This is a genomic window from Parabacteroides sp. MSK.9.14 (assembly GCF_019041495.1).
In the GTDB taxonomy this organism is placed as follows: domain Bacteria; phylum Bacteroidota; class Bacteroidia; order Bacteroidales; family Tannerellaceae; genus Parabacteroides; species Parabacteroides merdae.
The window spans coordinates 253,330-272,300 of the sequence record NZ_JAHPXO010000001.1; the positions used below are offsets into that span (position 1 = coordinate 253,330).

Here is an 18,971-nt window from a genome sequence, read left to right on the forward strand (position 1 = left end):
CAGGATTTTTTTAATTAAAATGAAACATTCAAGCCAAAAATATAAGAAGACATGATCAAGTCTTTTGCGCGATCCCCCCATTCGGGATCGAATCCTTCGGGATATTTCGAGAAGGCAGGCAGGTCATTCGCACTGAAATAGACTCTCAACTTGTTAACAAAAAACTTCTTCGTGAATTCAGATGGGAGCGTATAACCTAATGTGATGTTTTTGATACGCATATAAGCTCCGTTGAAAATATAGAAGTCACTTTTTGCATAAATATTGGCACTATTGGTCGTCAATTTCGGATATTTTGCCTTGGCATTTTCTGCATCCGTTGCTGTCGGACTCCAATGGCTTTCGATCAGATTTACCGGACAAGCATATGCTTGATAATTGAATGGTGTACCGGGCCAGTTCCAGTAGGCTAATTGATGTCCAACACCTTGAAATGATAAATTGAAATCCAAGCCTTTCCATTCTGCCCATAGAGAGCCACCGTATTGCATTTCTGGTAGGGAATTGCCCAAGCGTACACGATCGGCGGAAGCAGTGATTTTGCCGTCTCCATCTATATCTTGGTAACGTATGTTACCTGCTTTATCGTTGTTAGTCAGAACTGGAATGGTATTTCCGTTTTCGTCCAACATGGCAGCATCATTCAAGATAATGCCCATACTTTTGTATCCGTACCATTCGTTAAAATAAGACCCTTCTTCAGTGATCTTGTTATCATCGATTTTCTGTCGGTTTGCCATGTATCCCATTTTAGAACGATAATCGGACAAATTGAAACTTACACCGTATCGGAAATCGTTGATTTGATCGCTCCAGGAAAGTTCAAGATCCCAACCTTTCGTATTCATATCGGCTGCGTTGTTTTGCGGTGCGTTATAACCAAAATAAGAAGGGAATCCAACTTCCATCAGCATATCAGTTGTCTTTTTGTAATAATAATCGGCTGATGCACGAAGTCTGTTATTTAGCAAAGTGATGTCAGCTCCGAAACCATAGGTGGTGGTCGTTTCCCATGTTAGGTTGTTGAAAGCATAGTCTGTCTGATAAGCCGTTTGTACGACATCTGCTACACCTGTAGTTGCATTTGGAATAAAACCTGTGCCAAAACTGAGTATTGCTTGATAAGGAAACTCCTTCCCTAGACGTTCGTTTCCCAATTGTCCAATTGAACCGCGTAACTTTAAATAATCTACAATGCTTTTGTTGAACCAAGGTTCTTCGGAAATAACCCAACCTGCACTAACGGAAGGAAATGTACCCCAACGGTGGCCATCAGCAAAACGTGAAGAACCATCTGAGCGAATATTAGCTTGCAGCATATAGCGATCTGCCCATGAATACATGATACGACCGAAGAATGAACGATAGGCATTATGTCCAGCTTTTCCGCTATTGTATTGGTAGTCTTCAGGCCCTAAATTCAAGTAAGGATAATTGACCAAATTAAAATTGGTTCGTGAAGCACCTTCTTCTTCCCATTTGTAAGAATAATCTTCATAACCAGCCATCAATCCGATAGAGTGGCGTTTCAGTTGCATTTTATAGTTGGCATAGAACTGCTTAGTCAAGCTATGGTTGTCGTTACGACTTTCACTGAGACTAGTTGAAGCATAGCCAACTCCGGGAATCGGGTCACCGGTGATCCGGTAGACTTCGTATCTTTTGCGATGGTCTTTTCCTTTGTAAAAAGAATATTTTGGTGCTACGATGGCAGTTAATGTTAATCCTTCTATGGGTGTGATATCTAATTGTAATTTACCACCCACACTGTAGTTCTGTTTTTTCATGGAACCGCCTAATTGGTGCTCGGCAATAGGGTTGTCACCATCTTTGCCATCGGCAAAACGTCCGTCAGACCAATAAGCATTGTAGATCGGTGCACGCTCCATTAAGGTAAAGATCGATCCGTGAGGTTCATTTGCGTTAGAATAGAGTAAATTCAAGTCAACATTGGCATGTATCCAATTATTGATTTGGTAGTCATTGTTCGTGCGGATATTGAAACGCTCGTAGTCTTTTGTTTGGATAAGTGCTTCCGAATTGTAATAGTTGAGACTGAAGTTTGTTTTCAGTTTTTCCGTACCTCCACTGAGCGAGAGAGAGTGTCTTTGGTGATGTGTGCTACTTTTCAATCCTAAATCCATAAAGTCGGTATCTGCATAGCGGTCCGGATCTTCAGCTCGTAGTTGTGCGTAATTGTTGATTACATCTTCGGAGTAAAGTGAATGGAGGGATGATGCACCATCGTTGAAAGCTAATTCGTTAAGACCACTCATCCATTGTACGGCATTAGCGAATTTAGGTTTTGCGGTCGGTGTGTTGATGCCGTATTCTCCATTATATGAAAGATGGAATTCCTTGTTTTTGGCACGTTTGGTTGTGACCAATATGACACCTGCCGCTGCGCGTGAACCGTAAATAGCAGCCGAAGCTGCGTCTTTCAAAACCTGAATGTCTTTTACGTCTTCAGGGGCAATATCTGTAAGAGTGCCAGGCACTCCATCCACGATCACTAATGGGTCATTAGTTGACATGGTCGTGACACCACGTACGCGGATAGTAGCTCCGGCTGACGGGTCGCCGCTGGAACGTGTGATCTGTACGCCGGCCATCTGTCCTTGTAATTGACTGGAAAGCTGCGGTGTACTCTTCATCCGAAGTTTGTCGCCTCCCAAAGAAGAGGTCGATCCTGTCAGGTCGATTTTGCGTGCCGTACCGTAGCCGATCACGACGACTTCATCCAATGTCTCCGAATCTTCTTCGAGGGTGATGTTGTAGGAGTTTTGTGAACCGACTTTTATTTCGGTCGGCTTGTATCCGATGTAGGAGATCGAAAGTATAGCACCAGGTGCTATACTGATGTTGAAGAGGCCTTCAACATCAGTAATGGACCCGTTAGTCGTTCCTTTCTCTACAACATTGGCTCCGATGATCGGGTCACCGTTATTGTCTAGGACTTTCCCCGTGATTTGCTTGGCCTGTTGTTGCCGTGCGTATGCTTTTCGCATAATGTTGATATTCCGATCGTTGATCGTATAAGTCAGTCCTGTTCCTGTCAATGCTTGTGTCAGGATTTCATCGATTTGATTACTGTTGGCCTTTATGTTGACTTTAATGTCTGCAACATCTTTATCTACATAGAAAAATAGGAATTCGCTTTGTTTTTCTATCTGTGAAAACAAGTCGGTGAGAAGCATCCGTTCAGTTTTGATGGATATCACTACCGATTGTGAATAGGTAGGTTCCGCTTGCATAGTGGAAGGTAAAACTGTTAATAGCGAAACCGCCGTAATTTTTGTAATTGCTACTAATTTTTTCAGGCTTTCAGGATGAAGATGCCTGTAATACGAAACATTTTTCATGCTTATGTATTGATTTAAGAGATTAATAATTTACTTGTTTCATGGTGTGACCCTGTTCGCTTAGTGTAGGTCTCAGTGCTACTTTTAACATTAGCGTTTTCTCATAGGCATTATTTTTTAGTGTGCATGTTGGATATGATAATTTCCTGTTTTATTCGTCCACCGTATAGGCAAACTGTGTGAGATTACTTTTAGGATCTGTTCTATGCTTTGTTTTTGATTGAATGTACCGGAAACGGTGATGGATGGATCTGCCAGTCTTTCATCATCAATCCGGATTTCTACTTGGTAGATGTCTTTCAAGTTCTCGATCAATTCGGTGAATGGAATCGATTTGTATTTCAACAGACCGTCTTTCCAAGCTGTGAAAGTGTCGGTGTCTATTTCTTTGACATCCACCTTGTTTGTCGACCGGTTGAAAGTCAGTTGTTGGTTTGGGGTCATCACGATATTTTGCTTTGCGCCTTCGAAACGGATGGAACCTTCCACAAGGGTTGCCGTGATATCGTCTGACTCTGCATCTGCCTTCACGTTGAAGTGCGTACCCAATACGGTGATAGAAGCACCGTTCATCTCTACTTGGAAGGGCTTGCTTGGATCTTTTGCCACTTCAAAATAGGCTTCACCTTCTAATTTGACGTTGCGGCTGTCTTTCCCGTATTTGTCGGAATAGCTTAAGCGGCTGTTTTTGTTCAATGTGATGATGGTTCCATCTTCCATCGTGAAGTTGGAGGTATGTTCGTCTGTCAGCAAGGTGTAGTGTTCGGATATACGGTCATTTGTATTATAAAGGAAAAGGGCTGTTGAGAAAATGAAAAGCAAACAGGCTGCGGCAATTAGTGGAATGGCGTTTCTCCATAATTGCCGCCGGGCAGTCTGCCTTCTTTGTACATTGATCTTTTGTTGCAGTTTGTCGGCCGAGAAAGCAGGGGCAACGGAATGTTTGAAAGCGACATCTGCATCCCAATAATTCTTGAGACGTCGGAATTCATCTCGATTTTTTTCGTTTTCGTTCAGCCATTCACTTAACGAAAGGATATCGTCCGAAGAACTTTCTCCACTCAGGACACGTGCGATTATATGGTTTATTCTGTTTTCCATTCTGTGTGTTTCTATATGTATAGTCGCTGGGAAGCGAGAATACCCTTAGTCGAAATGAGAAAAAGATAGAAAATTTTCATCTGTTCCCATTCGGAGAAAATAAATTTCCCACTGTGGGAAAATTTATTTTCAATAGGAGGAAACAAAATTTTCAATAGGTGGAAACAAATGTTTCCTGGGCATGAAACAGAAGTATCCTATGCATGAAATTTTTGCTTCATGCCAGAGTGTTGCTTTTCAGATGCAATCGTCGGCAAGTGTTTCCCGCAGTTTGCGGACGGCATTCGTCAAGTGTGCCTCCAATGTTTTGACGGAGATGTCGAGGATGGCAGCCACTTCTTTATATTTGAGCTTGTCCTCGCGGACGAGTTTGAAAGCCATCTTGCATTTGGCGGGTAGCGAGTCGATTGCCAAGTTCAGGCGGTGAATTCCTTCTTGGCTGATAAGCTCTTCTTCGGGAGTCGTTTCGGTCGATGTGAAAAGGTCGATGGAGATTTCGTCCAGCGATACCTGCTCCATGTGCTGTTTGCGATAATAGCTGATCGCCTTGTGGCGGGCTACCGTATATATGTAAGAATCGAAATTAGAGATGCCGGGTAGCTGTTTGCGGTTGTTCCAGATAGCTAAGAAGGTATCGGATACGATCTCTTCGGCTTCTGCCGGCGATGAGACATACATACCCGTAAATCGCATTAGTGGCCCGAAATAGGTCATGTAAAGCGATTTAAGAGCGGTTTGTGAATCCGATAAGGCCATTTCACAAGCCCACTGTATGATATCGTCTCGATTCTCTCCCAAGTGTGAGTAAGATTAACAATGTTCTTATAATAAAAGTCGCGAATATAGCGAAAATCCCCTAGTCCGGTAACATTATTTTTTTATTCAACTGTTTCTGTGGATGTATGGTTTGACTTGTAACATGTTTGTAATATCTATGTCATTTTTGCGTAATATTTGTTTCAGACCTTTGCAACCAAATATATAACAAGCAATTATGGAGACATTCTATCTCTTTCTGATCATTTTCCTCTTTGTGCTGGCGGTGTTTGACCTGTCAGTCGGAGTTAGTAACGATGCAGTCAATTTTATGAATTCGGCAATAGGATCGAAAGCTGCATCTTTTAAAGTAATAATGGTGATTGCCGCGATCGGCATCTTTGTCGGTGCTTCGCTATCCAACGGAATGATGGATATTGCCAGGCACGGAATTTACCAGCCGCAACATTTCTATTTTTCAGAAATTATGTGTATTTTGCTGGCTGTCATGCTCACCGATGTGGTGTTGCTGGACATTTTTAACTCTCTGGGGATGCCTACTTCGACTACCGTTTCGCTGGTATTCGAATTGTTGGGCGGTACGGTTGCAATTTCATTAATCAAGATTGCCAATTCTAATGGTGCACTTCAGTTGGGTGACCTGCTGAACACGGATAAGGCTTTTACGGTGATACTCGCCATTTTTCTTTCAGTGGCGATCGCTTTCTTTTTCGGGGCCATTGTTCAATACATTTCTCGCTTGATTTTTACTTTCAACTACAAGAAACACATGAACTATTTTATCGGCTTGTTCGGTGGTTTGGCTGCCACTTCCATCTTGTATTTCATGTTGATAAAAGGTTTGAAAGAAAGTTCCTTTATGGAAGGTGATCTTAAAACGATGATTTATAGCAATACGGACACGATCGTGTGGGGAGCACTTATCTTTTTCACTTTATTGATGCAGGTTCTTCACTGGTTGAAGGTGAACGTTTTTAAAGTGGTGATCTTGCTGGGAACGTTTGCCTTGGCTTTGGCGTTTGCCGGTAATGACTTAGTGAACTTTATCGGTGTTCCGTTGGCTGGCTATTCTTCTTATATGGATTTGATGGCGCAGGGAGGCACGACTACAACCGACACTTTCCTGATGGAGTCGTTGCTTGAACCGGCCAAAACCCCGTGGTACTTCCTTGTTGGTTCCGGCTTGGTCATGGTGATTGCCTTGGCTACTTCGAAAAAGGCGCAGGCGGTGATCAAAACGTCTGTAGACCTGGCCCGGCAGTCGGATGGAAATGAAAATTTCGGAACATCGCCCGTTGCACGTGTTCTGGTGCGTACGTGCAACAATGCCTCCAATACGATATTGAGCGTGGTGCCTTTGCGAGTGAAGGACTGGATTGACAGCCGTTTCAATAATAACGAGATAATACTTGAAGATAAGGCCAGTTTCGACTTGGTGCGTGCTTCGGTGAATGTGGTGCTTTCCGGTCTGTTGATTGCGTTGGGTACTTCGTTGAAGTTGCCGTTGTCTACGACTTATGTCGCTTTTATGGTGGCGATGGGTAGTTCTCTGGCCGACCGTGCTTGGGGGCGTGAAAGCGCAGTTTACCGTATCACCGGTGTGCTCTCCGTGATCGGTGGTTGGTTTATTACGGCAGGTGCAGCCTTTACGATTTGTTTCCTGGTTGCTCTGTTGATCCATGTCGGTGGTATTGCGGCAATGGCGGCGATGGTGGGGCTGGCGATCTATATGCTGATCCGTAACCAGATTCTGTATAAAAAGAAGATGAAGAAAGAAGCCATGCAGGAAGAAGTTGATTCCACGATTTCCAAACTACGTGAGACAAAGGACAAACGTGAAGCTCTTTCGCTGTTCCGTGAACATAGTCGCGACGAGCTTTGTGACGTGCTGAACTTCGCTTCCGACACTTTCAACCGCTCCGTTCATGGCTTTATGGATGAAAACCTGCGCGAACTTCGCAAGGTTATGAGCGCGATTGAGGAAAAGAAGAGTTACTTGAAACAGGTCAAACGTGTCGGCACGTTGGGCGTTACCCAGTTGGAGCATGATATTGCGATCGATAAAGGTTTGTACTATTATCAGGGGAATGATTTTGCCAGCGAGATCGTGTTCAGTATCCGTCGTCTGACGGAGCCAGGCAAAGAGCATGTCGACAATCATTTTAGCCCGCTTTGTGAAGTACAGAAGGAGGATTTCGGAAAGATGACCGATGAGATCGTTTCTTTCCTGAACCGCAGTTCGGTTATGATCGAAAGCAATGATTATCATCGTATGGATGACCTGATTGCCGAATCGGTCGATCTGACGGCTAAACTGACGCTTCTGAAGAAGGAGGAACTGAAACGTATCCAAGGACAGAGCGGTAGTACGAAGGTCAGCATGGTCTACCTAAATATGGTACAGGAAGCGCAGAATGTAGTATCTTTTACAGCTAATTTGCTGAAAGTGAGCCGGAAGTTCCAAAAAGAATAATCGGTGTGTTACTTTTCTCTTGAAAGAAAAGTAACCAAAAGTTCAAGGCTTAACCGTCTGGGCTACTCCGGGCAAAGACTACGCTGTCGCCTGCCCGGAGTAGCGAAGCAGGTTCGGCCTTGACTTTTTGGTTACTTTTGGGTCAAGCCAAAAGTAACTATAACGATAGCATTGTCTTTTCTTTGACAAGATCACTCTCATCCATCTGAAGCGAAGGAACCGTGCACATCTTGATGTAGTCGCCGGTCTGACAGGTATAATCGTAATAAGCCTGTTGTTCGGAGGTGAAATCCTCCTTTTGGATCAAGCCGCTTTCCATGGATAAAAATTCTTCCGTATCCGTGCAGTCAGACTTCTTGATAAGTAGGATGCGGCGTGCAACCGGGTTCCGGTTGTAGTCAAGTCCGATATATAAACCGCGCAGTTGCCGGGGATTCCGGAAGAATGGGATTTGCAGATAGATTGTTACCAGCGTGAATTGAGGCGAGGGGTTTTCGCTGAACATGCAATAAAAGTTCTGTGGATCACCTGTGACTCCCATGCCCCATTGTGCTTCCCCGTAAGCATTTAACCGTCCGATGCGGATGTACTCCTTGTTTTCGGATAGACTGATGATAAAAGGTTCCATCTTCAGGCAGTCCGAGGAAGAAGAAAGGCTGTAACTCGTGTAAAGTCCGCATATGTTGTCCACCCGTGTGGTGGAAAGCAGTATTTCTTCTTGCAAATGTTCGAGGAAAGGGTTGGCTTTCCGGTCGGATTGCATGTTCGGTTCCATTTTGCCCAAACGTTCCAACAATTCCGGCAGGACGGACAGCAGGCGTCGTTTGGATATGTTGTTGACCAATACGATCGCATGGTCCAATGCCTCCTCGTGCGAGCAGTTTTTCAGTTCCTCGAAATAAGTCGGGAGCACTGTTGTGTACAGAGAAGACAGGATGCTGGGAGCCATTCCGGCACAGTCGGCAATCTCCTTCATCTTGATCCCGTTATTGCGCAGATATTCTATCTGCCGGTAGAGTTCACGGAAGTCATCCATGTTGTTCTTATTTACTGTTTTATATTGCAAAATAAATACAAGCGTGTTGCATTTCCGTTACATGAATGTTACATAAATATTGCTTTATAATCGGTTGATTTATAATATATATAAATAATGAACATTCATGTTTTCAGTAATATTCCTGTAACATGCCACGTCTACTTTTGCAGCCGTAAACAAAATGACAGCATGTTATGAACAACGAACAACAAACTAAAAATCCATCTCGGAAACGGTTATCCGATTTTCTTTTTATCCTCTGGGCCGGCGGTGCGGCTCTTTTATCTTATTCATTGGTATATGCACTGCGCAAGCCTTATACGGCGGCGGCTTTCGAGGATGTCGAGTTCTTCGATATGGATTATAAGGTGGTTGTTACGATCTCCCAGATAGTAGGATATGTGATTTCTAAGTTTATGGGGATCAAGTTGATCTCCGAACTGAGACGGGAAGAGCGTTTGAGGTTTATCCTGATGTCTGTTGTGATGGCAGAGCTTTCGTTGGTTTTCTTCGGTCTGCTTTCCGCTCCTTACAATATTGCAGCTATGTTCCTGAACGGCCTGTCGTTGGGTTGCATGTGGGGGGTGATCTTCAGTTTTATCGAAGGACGTCGGATGACGGATATCCTTGCCAGCTTGTTAGGTGTCAGTATGGTGATCAGTTCCGGGACGGCCAAGTCGGCTGGGTTGTATGTTATGAATAACCTGCATGTGAATGAGTTTTGGATGCCTGCATTGATTGGTGCTGTCGCACTGCCTCAGTTAGCATTGCTCGGATATGCCCTGAACCGTCTACCTCAACCGACCGAAGAAGATATTGCGATGAAATCGGAGCGTGCGACATTGAATGGGAAACAGCGTTGGGAGTTGTTCAAGAATTTTATGCCTTTCCTCATGATGTTGTTCGTTGCCAATATAGCCATCGTGGTGTTACGCGATATAAAAGAAGACTTTTTAGTGAATATCATCGATGTTTCCGAATATTCGCCTTGGCTTTTTGCGAAGATCGACAGTGTGGTGACACTTATTATCCTTGTGGTTTTCGGATTGATGGTTTTTGTGAAGGATAATCTGAAAGCTCTTTCTATTCTTTTCGGGTTGATTATTATGGGGATGATTGTGATGTCTGTTGTCTCTTTCGGGCAGGAACGGTTCCAGCTTTCTCCTGTTGTCTGGCTGTTCGTCCAAAGTCTTTGCTTATACATCGCGTATCTTACTTTCCAGACGATTTTCTTCGACCGCTTCATTGCTTGCTTTAAGATTCACGGGAATGTAGGGTTCTTTATCGTAACGACGGATTTTTTGGGATATACCGGGACGGTGCTTGTGCTTGTGCTGAAGGAATTTTGCAACCCGCATATCGATTGGGCGGTATTTTATAACCAGTTTGCCGGGTATGTCGGTATCTCCTGCTGTATCACCTTCATTTGTTCTTTTGTATATTTGCATCAGCGTTTCCGTAAGGAAAACGGGTTGGTTGTCAAGAGCAACGAAGTGCTCGAATTGGATACGGCTTCGCGGAATGCGATCACGATGGCTTGATAAACGAATCAGTATAATAAAAGAAATAAATCAGTTATGAAAAAGATTTCATGTGTGATTATGGACTGGGCCGGAACGGCTGTTGATTTCGGGTGTTTTGCCCCTTTGAATGCTTTCCTGAAAGTTTTCTCTGAAGAAAAAGGAATTGATATAACCTACCGGCAGGCGCGTGAGCCGATGGGATTGTTGAAGATAGATCATATCAAGGCGATCCTGAATATGCCGGAAGTAAAAGCCAAATTTCAGGTTCGCTATAACCGCGACTGGAACATGGACGATGTAAACGAAATGTATCGGAGCTTCGAAAAGCATTTGTTCTCGTCTCTCCGCAACTTTACGGATCCGATCCCCGGTGTGCTGGATACGATGAAGCTGTTGCGCGAAGAAGGAATTAGAATCGGTTCTACAACAGGCTATACACAGGCGATGATGGAAGTGGTTCGTCCCGATGCGGCAGCTAAAGGCTATGTGGTGGATAACCTGGTTACTCCGGATGATGTTCCCGCCGGGCGTCCTGCCCCGTATATGATCTATAAGAATATGATCGACCTGGCTATTCCTTCCGTTGATAATGTGGTGAAGGTAGGAGACACGATCGCCGACATCAAGGAAGGAGTGAATGCCAAAGTATGGAGCGTCGGTATCGTGACCGGTAGCAACGAGATGGGATTGACAGAAGAGGAATACAACCACCGTTCGTCCGACGAACTGATCGAACTCAAGCGCGAAGTGCGTGAACGGATGCTGAATGCCGGTGCCCATTTTGTCTTGGACAACATTATGGAGCTCCCCTCCTGCATTGAGAAGATTAATGGTAAATATTGATTTATAATAAGGATATCATGAATACAAAAAGAAATTACCTGTTGCTTACCCCAGGTCCCCTGAGCACATCTGAAACAGTTCGCGAAGCGATGCTTCAGGACTGGTGTACTTGGGATAAAGATTATAACGAAGGAATTGTAACCCCCATCCGTAAGGGCTTGTTGGCTATTGCCGGACTGGATGAAGACGAATATACGGATGTCTTGTTGCAAGGCAGCGGAACATACTGTGTGGAGGCCACCATCGGTGCAGCCGTGAAGCCGACCGACAAACTTCTGATCCTGGCGAACGGTGCTTACGGCAAACGTATGGCACAGATTGCGGAATACTATCATATTGACCATGTACTGGTCTCTTTGCACGAGACGGAATTGGTGACTGGTGAAGTGGCTCGTAAAGCCCTCGAAGCCAATCCGGATATTACGCACCTGTCGATGGTACATAGTGAAACGACAACCGGTCTGCTGAACCCGATCGAAGAAGTGGCCGAAGTCTTGAAAGGTCGTAACATCACCTTTATCGTTGATGCTATGAGTAGCTTTGGCGGTGTGCCAATTGATATGAAGAAGCTGGATATCGACTTTTTAGTCAGCAGTGCCAACAAATGTATCCAAGGTGTTCCCGGTTTCGGTTTTATCATTGCGAAGAAAGATAAGCTGATCGCAACGAAAGGAAATGCCCGTTCTCTCTCGCTCGACATCTATGCGCAGTGGGAAACGATGGAAAAAGGCGGTGGCAAATGGCGTTTCACATCGCCTACACATGTGGTGCATGCTTTTTATCAGGCCATGAAAGAACTGAATGAAGAAGGCGGTATCGTTGCCCGTTCGGAACGCTATAAGCAAAACCACCGTACGCTGGTCGACGGTATGCGTGCGTTAGGTTTCAAAACTCTGCTGCCGGATGCTTCGCAAGGCCCGATCATCACCTCTTTCCTGTATCCTACTGCCGATTTCGATTTCCATTCTTTCTACGATCAGTTGAAGGCAAAAGGTTTCGTCATCTATCCCGGTAAAATCTCCGACGCTGATACATTCCGTATCGGAAACATCGGCGATATCTTCCCTGATGATATGGAAGCACTTTTGCAGGCAATACGATCAATAAGCTACTAAAAAATTTCAATAACCTTGTAAATAGTTCCCACATACGGGAACTATTTTGCCGTTAAGAAATAGCAAATCGATAGTTGTAATGTAAGAAGATTTTTGTTCCTTTGGGGGCGAAAATCAATAAGGTACTTAGTGAAATCTTTTATTTGTATTCTGCTGGCATTATTCCAGTTTACAATATTTACAGCGATAGGGGCGGTTGGTGAACCGCCCTTACATGAATTGCCCCTAAACCTTTCCGTGTCCGATGCAGGGGTACGGGATAGCACATCCCGGATGTCTGTCATCGAATATAAATTCAAACCGAAAAGCCTGATCCTTCCCGCTTCCCTGATAACAGTCGGAGCGATTGGCACTGCCATAGACGGGATGAACGATTTCCATCTCTTTTCCCGCAAGGATTCCGTCAAGAAGATACGGATCGACGATTACATGGAATGGGGCATGTTGGGTTGGGTTTTTGTCTGCGACCTGATGGGGAAGGAGAAGCATAATTGGGTGGATCAGCTTTGCCTGGTTGCCATTGCCGAAGGCTTCAACGCTGCCATGACACGTACGGTCAAATATACTGTAGGCGAAATACGTCCTGACGGTGGTCCTCACTCGTTTCCTTCCGGGCATACCGCCAATGCTTTCTTAGGGGCACATGTTGCTTGGAAGGAGTTTAAGGACAGCTGCCCGGTATTAGCCTACTCTGGCTATGCGTTGGCGACCTTCGTCGCTTGTTCGCGCCTGTACAACAACCGTCATTGGGTGGCTGATGTGATTGCAGGAGCCGGTTTCGGTATTCTCTCTGTCGAGCTTGCCTATTTGACCTATTTCCCTATCCGTAATGCGATCGCTCGTAAAATCAATATGAAAGGAAATGATCGCTTGGTCGTTGCTCCAACGTTTAGTCCTGATGGGGGCGGCCTTTATCTGTCATGGAAATTTTGAAGATTTATGATTTATGAATTATTATCGACATATAAATCATGAATCACAAATTTTCCCTAACTCCTCGATAAATGTCCGGTCGTTGCTGAGGCGAGGTATTTTGTGTTGACCGCCTAATTTTCCTTTCCTGCGGAGCCATTCGTAGAAGGTCCCTTCACGGGCAACTCGGATTTCCAGCGGTTGGAGGGAAATTTCTTTATAACGTTTTGCCTCGTAGTCGGAATTAAGCTGTTGCAAGGTCTTGTCCAGCAAGGAGGCGAAATCATCGAGTGAAGGCGGCATTTTCTCGAATTCGATCATCCATTGATGGCGGCCCTTTGCCTTGTCCAGCATGAAAAGGGGAGCGGCGGTATACTCTTTCACTTTGGCTCCTGTCTGGCGGCAAACCCTGCTGATCGCTTTGTCGGCATTGTCTACCATCAGTTCTTCTCCGAAGGCATTGATAAAGTTCTTGGTGCGTCCCGATATTACGAACTTGTGCGGATAAAGGGAGGTGAAACGGACTGTGTCGCCGATCTGGTAACGCCATAATCCGCCGGAGGTCGTGATCACCATCGCGTAGTTTTTCCCTACCTCTACAGCTTCTAACGGAAGGACGGTCGGATGTTCTTCCCCCACTTCGTTAATCGGGATAAATTCATAAAAGACACTATAGTCGATCATCAGCAAAAGGCTGTGTTCCTCCGGATTGTCTTGGAGGCCGAAAAAACCTTCCGATGCATTGTAGGTCTCCATGTAATGCATCCGGTCCGAAGGAATCAACGCTTTGTATTGGTCCCGGTACGGCTCGAAACTGATCCCGCCGTGGAAGAATACCTCCATGTTGGGCCAGACATCCGTCAGGTATTCGCTTCCTGTCTTTTGTAATACGGCCTTGATTAGTACCAGCATCCATGAGGGAACACCGGATAGGCTGTTCACGTCGGTTTTCCAAGTGCTTTCGACAATCGCCTTGATCTTGCTTTCCCATTCATCCATAAGGATGATCTTTTTGTCGGGGACGCGAATCAGGTTGACAAGAGGATTCAGGTTCTGCAACAGGACGGCAGAAAGGTCCCCGCAATGTGCATTCCGGTTCAAAGGGGAAGGACTGTGGCTTCCGCCCAGTATCAACCCTTTGCTGGCGAAAAAATGGCTGTCGGGATTATTCTGTAGATAGATGGAAACGGTGTCGAAACCGCCTTTGTAATGACACCCTTTCAGAATTTCGGGTGTGACGGGAAGGAACTTGCTTTTGTCGTTTGTGGTGCCGCTGCTTTTTGCGTACCATCGCACGACCGAAGGCCAAAGGATATTTCTTTCTCCGTTTATCATACGGGTGACGTATGGTTTTATGTCATCATAGGTCTGTAAAGGAATCCGCTCACAAAAGTCTGCATATCCCTGAATACTTTTGTAGTCGTGTTTTAAACCCCATTCGGTATTTCGGGCGGTAGATAAAAGGGACTTCAGCTGTTTGTGCTGGATGGCATCTGCATCCTGGGCAAACCTTGCGATCTCTTTTTGCCTGGGGCGGAAGAGTAGTGATATTGTATTTGTCAGAATATCCATGCTCCTGTTGTTTGAATTGCATGCAAAGATACGATAAATTTTATTATCTTTGTACAACAAGTACTTAATCCCAAAAAACGATGAAAATAGGTATTCTTTCCTCTGGTGGCGACTGTCCCGGAATAAACGCCACGATACGTGGTGTCGGTAAAACGGCCATTATGCACTATGGCATGGAAGTCATCGGCATACACAGCGGCTTTGTCGGCCTGCTGAATAAAGATGTCCAGACTTTTGACGAACGCAGCCTTTCAGGTATCCTGAATTTGGGCGGTACGATCCTGGGGACTTCCCGCGAGAAACCTTTCCGTAAACTCCTGGCTTCAGGCGAAAGCGAGAAACCGCAGCTCATTAGGCAGAATTATGAAGAACTCGGCTTGGATTGCCTCGTCTGTATCGGCGGCAACGGGACACAGAAAACCGCAGGTATGCTCTCGGCGATGGGTTTGAACGTGATCGGTGTGCCGAAGACTATCGATAACGACATCTGGGGGACAGATATAACGTTCGGTTTCGATACGGCTGTCAATATCGCGACTGAAGCGATTGATCGCCTGCATTCGACCGCCAGTTCGCACAAACGGGTAATGGTGGTGGAGGTGATGGGACACCACGCCGGCTGGATTGCGCTATATGCCGGGATGGCCGGAGGTGCTGATGTGATCCTGCTACCTGAACTGGGCTTTGACATGGACCAGATAAACGAAGTGATCTTGGACCGTGCCCGCCGTGGTAAGCCTTATTCCATCGTGGTTGTGGCCGAAGGGATCGAAACACCTGACAAAGAGCGTCCTTCCGTCTATGTGACGCGTGTCATAGAGGAGGCGACAGGTATCGAAAGCCGCGATACCGTCTTGGGGTATATTCAGCGTGGAGGCAATCCTTCTCCCTTCGACCGTAACTTGGCTACCCGTTTGGGCGGACATGCTACGGAACTGATCGCAAACAGGCAATTCGGACGTATGGTTTGCATGAAAGGCAGTGAAGTCGAATCAATTCCTCTGTCTGAAGTGGCCGGTAAGTTAAAACTGGTAACTCCCGAACATGATCTGATCATTCAGGGGAAACGGATGGGAATATCGTTCGGAAATTAATTTTCAGCGGGAACAGCTTCTATGCTTGTTTCCGCTTTTCTTTTCTCTGTATCTGCTATCTCCTGTCCGCTATTTTCTACGGCTTCTTCAGGTAGATTTTCGAATTCGTTTTCGGCTGTGCTCTCACCGGTTTTTTTCTTCTTGAGTTCCGAGATGAATTGTTGGAATGTTTTGTCAGTCCGTAATTTCTTGATCGCCATCTTGGCTGCGCTCTGCTGGGATTCCTTTTTCGAATAGCCGATGCCTACGCCTATCTGTGTGTCAGAAAGCGTCACACCTGTCTGGAACACCGGATTTCCATCGTTGTCGGTAAACGATTCGATTAGGTCGAACGATATTTCAAGCTTGTTCTTTTGGCTCCATTCGATCAGACTCGATTTGAAATTGACTTCTTTACGGGCGATGGTTTCCAGATTGACATATTTTTTGATGAGCACGTTCTGGATGAAATTATAGCAGACTTCGTAGCCCTGGTCCAGATAGATCGCACCGATCAGTGCTTCAAGGGCATTTCCATACATGTGGTTGTTATGGGAACTTAGTTTGGCGGAGTACACGACCATCTTGTCGAGTCCCAGTTCGACAGCAACACGGTTCATCGTCTCGCGCTGTACGATTTTGGAACGAGTGTTGGTCAGGAATCCTTCCCGCTTGTTCTGAAAGTGTTTGTAAACGATATCGGCTACGACCGCATCCAATACGGCATCACCCAAAAACTCCAACCGTTCATTGTTCAGCCATCTGCCGTCACCGCTTTCTACGGAAGAAGATTTATGGAGGAAGGCTTGTTCATAAAGGTGGATGTTATCGGGATAAAAACCGAGTATCTTGTATAAAGAAGAATAAGGCTCCTTGTTCATGTTCTTGAGGAGCCTTATTCTTTTGTATAGCTTTGTAAACACGTTACTTCACAAATTTTTTAACAATAGCACAAGCGTTGTGACCTCCAAACCCGAAAGTATTGGAGAGTGCTGCCCGCACTTCTCTTTTTTGAGCTTTATTGAATGTGAAATTCAGTTTATAATCTATTTCAGGATCATCATCACCATCCGCATGGTTGATTGTCGGAGGAATGATACCATCGTTTATCGCCTTAATGCAGAACATTGCCTCGATCGCTCCGGCCGCTCCCAAGAGGTGTCCGGTCATTGATTTCGTCGAACTGATATTCAGGTTGTAAGCGTGATCTCCGAAAACTTCCTTGATCGCTTTTACTTCTGAGATATCTCCTACCGGCGTAGAGGTTCCGTGAACATTGATGTAATCGATGTCTTCCGGAGTCATCTCTGCGTCTTCCAGTGCGTTACGCATAACCAACTTGGCTCCTAATCCGTCCGGATGGGAAGCTGTCAGGTGGTAAGCATCGGCAGACATGCCGGTTCCGGCAATCTCGCAATATATTTTAGCACCACGAGCCAACGCGTGTTCCATCTCTTCCAGGACCAGACAGGCAGCACCTTCTCCCATAACAAACCCGTCACGGCTTGCGCTGAACGGACGGGAAGCGGTTTCGGGCGAATCGTTGCGGGTAGACAGCGCGTTCATCGAGTTGAACCCACCGACACCAGATTCCGAAACGGCAGCTTCGGCACCACCGGTTATAATTACGTTAGCTTTTCCTAAACGGATATAGTTAAACGCGTCACTGATCGCGTTGGTTGAAGATGCACAAGCTGATACTGTCGCAAAGTTGGGACCATGGAATCCGTAAAGCATGGAGATATGTCCGGCTGCAATATCGGAAATCATCTTCGGTATGAAGAACGGATTGAACTTAGGACCGATCGTGTCTTTGATCTTTGCATATCCTAATACTTCTTCGTCGAATGTCTTGATACCACCGATACCAGAGGCAAAGATAACGCCGATACGGTTCTTGTCTTCCTTGTCCAAGTCCATAGCAGCGTCGTCAATCGCTTGTTTTGCGGCATTTATTGCGAATAAACTATAACGGTCACATTTGCGGGCTTCCTTACGATCCATTACTGTCAACGGATCGAAGCCTTTTACTTCGCATGCAAATTGTGTCTTGAATTTGGATGCATCAAACTGAGTAATAGGCCCGGCTCCACTCTTCCCATTGATAATACCTTCCCATGTTTCCGGGAGAGTATTACCAAGAGGAGTAATAGCTCCAAGACCTGTTACCACAACTCTTTTTAATTCCATACCTTTAATTAAAAGGATTGATTACTTCGCGTTAGCTTCGATGTAAGCAATGGCGTCGCCTACAGTTGTAATCTTTTCTGCTTGATCATCAGGAATAGAAATACCGAATTCCTTTTCGAATTCCATAATCAGTTCTACAGTGTCAAGAGAGTCTGCTCCTAAATCGTTAGTAAAGCTTGCTTCGTTTGTAACTTCTGTTTCTTCAACACTTAATTTATCAACGATGATAGCTTTTACTCTTTCAGCAACTTCAGACATAACTTTTTCAATTTAGATTAATAAATACGAATATACTTTTTAAATTTGCAGTGCAAAGAAAAGAATTTTTTATGTTACAAAACAAATTTAATGAGCTAAAAATGCGGAAAACTGCACATTTTTTCTTTTCTTGTGCACAAAAAAAGGAGAAAACATGAAAAACGTAGCAATTTTTGCTTCCGGATCGGGTACGAACGCGGAGAATATCGTCCGATATTTCTCTAAAAGTGAAACTATTAAGGTGGCAGTTGTTTTGTCTAACAACCGGAACGTTGGTGTGCATGCCCGGGTGAATAAGTTGGGTGTTCCTTCTTTTGTCTTTTCGAGGGAGGAATTTGCAGATGGGGCGCCTGTCTTGGCAAAGCTTGCGGAATATGATACGGATCTGATTGTCCTTGCCGGCTTCATGAATAAGATCTCCGATCCCTTGTTGAATGCCTATCCGGGTAAGATTATCAATATTCATCCTGCACTTCTGCCTAAATACGGAGGCAAAGGCATGTACGGGATACACGTGCACAAGGCGGTCGTTGCCGCCGGCGAGCGGGAGACCGGTATTACGATCCATTACATAGACGAACATTACGACGAAGGAACGGTTATCTTTCAGGCAAAATGCCCCGTCCTGCCGTCCGATACGCCGGAAGAGGTTGCCGCGAAGGTGCACGCACTCGAATACGCTCATTATCCCAAGGTTATAGAAGATTTGCTTGCAGCCCGTATTTGAGGGATT

At 45.2% G+C, this 18,971-nt stretch carries 15 protein-coding genes; 7 read left to right on the forward strand and 8 right to left on the reverse strand.

Going from position 1 to position 18,971, the window contains the following annotated elements:
• Positions 1-14 precede the first annotated feature (14 nt).
• The 3 genes from KTG12_RS00880 to KTG12_RS00890 form a co-directional block, all read right to left on the reverse strand.
• Complete coding sequence (locus KTG12_RS00880; protein ID WP_173022421.1) at positions 15-3,362, reverse strand: SusC/RagA family TonB-linked outer membrane protein; 3,348 nt, start codon at positions 3,360-3,362, stop codon at positions 15-17.
• A gap of 117 nt (positions 3,363-3,479) precedes the next feature.
• Positions 3,480-4,463, reverse strand: coding sequence for a FecR family protein (locus KTG12_RS00885; protein WP_005639865.1), 984 nt, complete (start codon positions 4,461-4,463; stop codon positions 3,480-3,482).
• A 237-nt stretch (positions 4,464-4,700) separates the two neighbouring features.
• Complete coding sequence (locus tag KTG12_RS00890; protein WP_005639867.1) at positions 4,701-5,261, reverse strand: RNA polymerase sigma-70 factor; 561 nt, start codon at positions 5,259-5,261, stop codon at positions 4,701-4,703.
• 196 nt (positions 5,262-5,457) lie between these two features.
• Here KTG12_RS00890 and KTG12_RS00895 point away from each other — a divergent pair, with 196 nt between their 5' ends.
• A complete protein-coding gene (locus KTG12_RS00895; RefSeq protein ID WP_005639868.1) occupies positions 5,458-7,713 on the forward strand; it encodes an inorganic phosphate transporter in 2,256 nt (751 codons plus the stop codon).
• A 157-nt stretch (positions 7,714-7,870) separates the two neighbouring features.
• Here the strand turns inward: KTG12_RS00895 and KTG12_RS00900 are convergent, their stop codons facing one another.
• Positions 7,871-8,749: a hypothetical protein gene (locus KTG12_RS00900; RefSeq protein ID WP_046451548.1), complete on the reverse strand. Its 879-nt coding sequence runs from the start codon at positions 8,747-8,749 to the stop codon at positions 7,871-7,873.
• Between the two features lie 197 nt (positions 8,750-8,946).
• Between KTG12_RS00900 and KTG12_RS00905 the strand changes: the two genes are divergently transcribed.
• The 4 genes from KTG12_RS00905 (at position 8,947) to KTG12_RS00920 (ending at position 13,166) form a co-directional block, all read left to right on the forward strand.
• Positions 8,947-10,293: a DUF5690 family protein gene (locus tag KTG12_RS00905; protein WP_119215383.1), complete on the forward strand. Its 1,347-nt coding sequence runs from the start codon at positions 8,947-8,949 to the stop codon at positions 10,291-10,293.
• Between the two features lie 36 nt (positions 10,294-10,329).
• Positions 10,330-11,118, forward strand: a complete 789-nt coding sequence (gene phnX, locus KTG12_RS00910; RefSeq protein ID WP_005639872.1) for a phosphonoacetaldehyde hydrolase — start codon at positions 10,330-10,332, stop codon at positions 11,116-11,118.
• 17 nt (positions 11,119-11,135) lie between these two features.
• Positions 11,136-12,233: a 2-aminoethylphosphonate--pyruvate transaminase gene (gene phnW / locus KTG12_RS00915; RefSeq protein WP_005649844.1), complete on the forward strand. Its 1,098-nt coding sequence runs from the start codon at positions 11,136-11,138 to the stop codon at positions 12,231-12,233.
• 129 nt (positions 12,234-12,362) lie between these two features.
• On the forward strand, positions 12,363-13,166 hold the full coding sequence (locus tag KTG12_RS00920; RefSeq protein ID WP_119215384.1) for a phosphatase PAP2 family protein: 804 nt from the start codon (positions 12,363-12,365) through the stop codon (positions 13,164-13,166).
• Positions 13,167-13,202: 36 nt separating this feature from the next.
• Here KTG12_RS00920 and KTG12_RS00925 read toward each other — a convergent pair whose 3' ends face one another.
• Positions 13,203-14,717, reverse strand: coding sequence for a GH3 auxin-responsive promoter family protein (locus KTG12_RS00925; RefSeq protein WP_022322072.1), 1,515 nt, complete (start codon positions 14,715-14,717; stop codon positions 13,203-13,205).
• An 80-nt stretch (positions 14,718-14,797) separates the two neighbouring features.
• Between KTG12_RS00925 and KTG12_RS00930 the strand changes: the two genes are divergently transcribed.
• Positions 14,798-15,811, forward strand: a complete 1,014-nt coding sequence (locus tag KTG12_RS00930) for an ATP-dependent 6-phosphofructokinase (RefSeq protein WP_005639876.1) — start codon at positions 14,798-14,800, stop codon at positions 15,809-15,811.
• Here the strand turns inward: KTG12_RS00930 and rnc are convergent.
• Genes rnc through KTG12_RS00945 form a run of 3 tightly spaced genes read right to left on the reverse strand, consistent with a single transcriptional unit; the run spans position 15,808 to position 18,238 of the window.
• Complete coding sequence (rnc, locus tag KTG12_RS00935; RefSeq protein ID WP_122115228.1) at positions 15,808-16,713, reverse strand: ribonuclease III; 906 nt, start codon at positions 16,711-16,713, stop codon at positions 15,808-15,810. The genes KTG12_RS00930 and rnc overlap by 4 nt on opposite strands.
• A 1-nt stretch (position 16,714) precedes the next feature.
• On the reverse strand, positions 16,715-17,980 hold the full coding sequence (gene fabF / locus KTG12_RS00940; RefSeq protein WP_005639878.1) for a beta-ketoacyl-ACP synthase II: 1,266 nt from the start codon (positions 17,978-17,980) through the stop codon (positions 16,715-16,717).
• 21 nt (positions 17,981-18,001) lie between these two features.
• On the reverse strand, positions 18,002-18,238 hold the full coding sequence (locus KTG12_RS00945) for an acyl carrier protein (protein ID WP_005639879.1): 237 nt from the start codon (positions 18,236-18,238) through the stop codon (positions 18,002-18,004).
• Positions 18,239-18,392: 154 nt separating this feature from the next.
• Between KTG12_RS00945 and purN the strand changes: the two genes are divergently transcribed.
• Complete coding sequence (purN, locus tag KTG12_RS00950; RefSeq protein ID WP_022321695.1) at positions 18,393-18,965, forward strand: phosphoribosylglycinamide formyltransferase; 573 nt, start codon at positions 18,393-18,395, stop codon at positions 18,963-18,965.
• The last annotated feature ends 6 nt before the right edge of the window (positions 18,966-18,971 follow it).

Excerpts from the sequence above, each read along its gene's own strand:
- KTG12_RS00880 (WP_173022421.1), bottom strand. The coding sequence starts at position 3,362 with ATGAAAAATGTTTCGTATTACAGGCATCTTCATCCTGAAAGCCTGAAA.
- KTG12_RS00885 (WP_005639865.1), bottom strand. The coding sequence starts at position 4,463 with ATGGAAAACAGAATAAACCATATAATCGCACGTGTCCTGAGTGGAGAA.
- KTG12_RS00895 (WP_005639868.1), top strand. The coding sequence starts at position 5,458 with ATGGAGACATTCTATCTCTTTCTGATCATTTTCCTCTTTGTGCTGGCG.
- KTG12_RS00900 (WP_046451548.1), bottom strand. The coding sequence starts at position 8,749 with ATGGATGACTTCCGTGAACTCTACCGGCAGATAGAATATCTGCGCAAT.
- KTG12_RS00905 (WP_119215383.1), top strand. The coding sequence starts at position 8,947 with ATGAACAACGAACAACAAACTAAAAATCCATCTCGGAAACGGTTATCC.
- phnX (WP_005639872.1), top strand. The coding sequence starts at position 10,330 with ATGAAAAAGATTTCATGTGTGATTATGGACTGGGCCGGAACGGCTGTT.
- phnW (WP_005649844.1), top strand. The coding sequence starts at position 11,136 with ATGAATACAAAAAGAAATTACCTGTTGCTTACCCCAGGTCCCCTGAGC.
- KTG12_RS00925 (WP_022322072.1), bottom strand. The coding sequence starts at position 14,717 with ATGGATATTCTGACAAATACAATATCACTACTCTTCCGCCCCAGGCAA.
- KTG12_RS00930 (WP_005639876.1), top strand. The coding sequence starts at position 14,798 with ATGAAAATAGGTATTCTTTCCTCTGGTGGCGACTGTCCCGGAATAAAC.
- fabF (WP_005639878.1), bottom strand. The coding sequence starts at position 17,980 with ATGGAATTAAAAAGAGTTGTGGTAACAGGTCTTGGAGCTATTACTCCT.
- KTG12_RS00945 (WP_005639879.1), bottom strand. The coding sequence starts at position 18,238 with ATGTCTGAAGTTGCTGAAAGAGTAAAAGCTATCATCGTTGATAAATTA.
- purN (WP_022321695.1), top strand. The coding sequence starts at position 18,393 with ATGAAAAACGTAGCAATTTTTGCTTCCGGATCGGGTACGAACGCGGAG.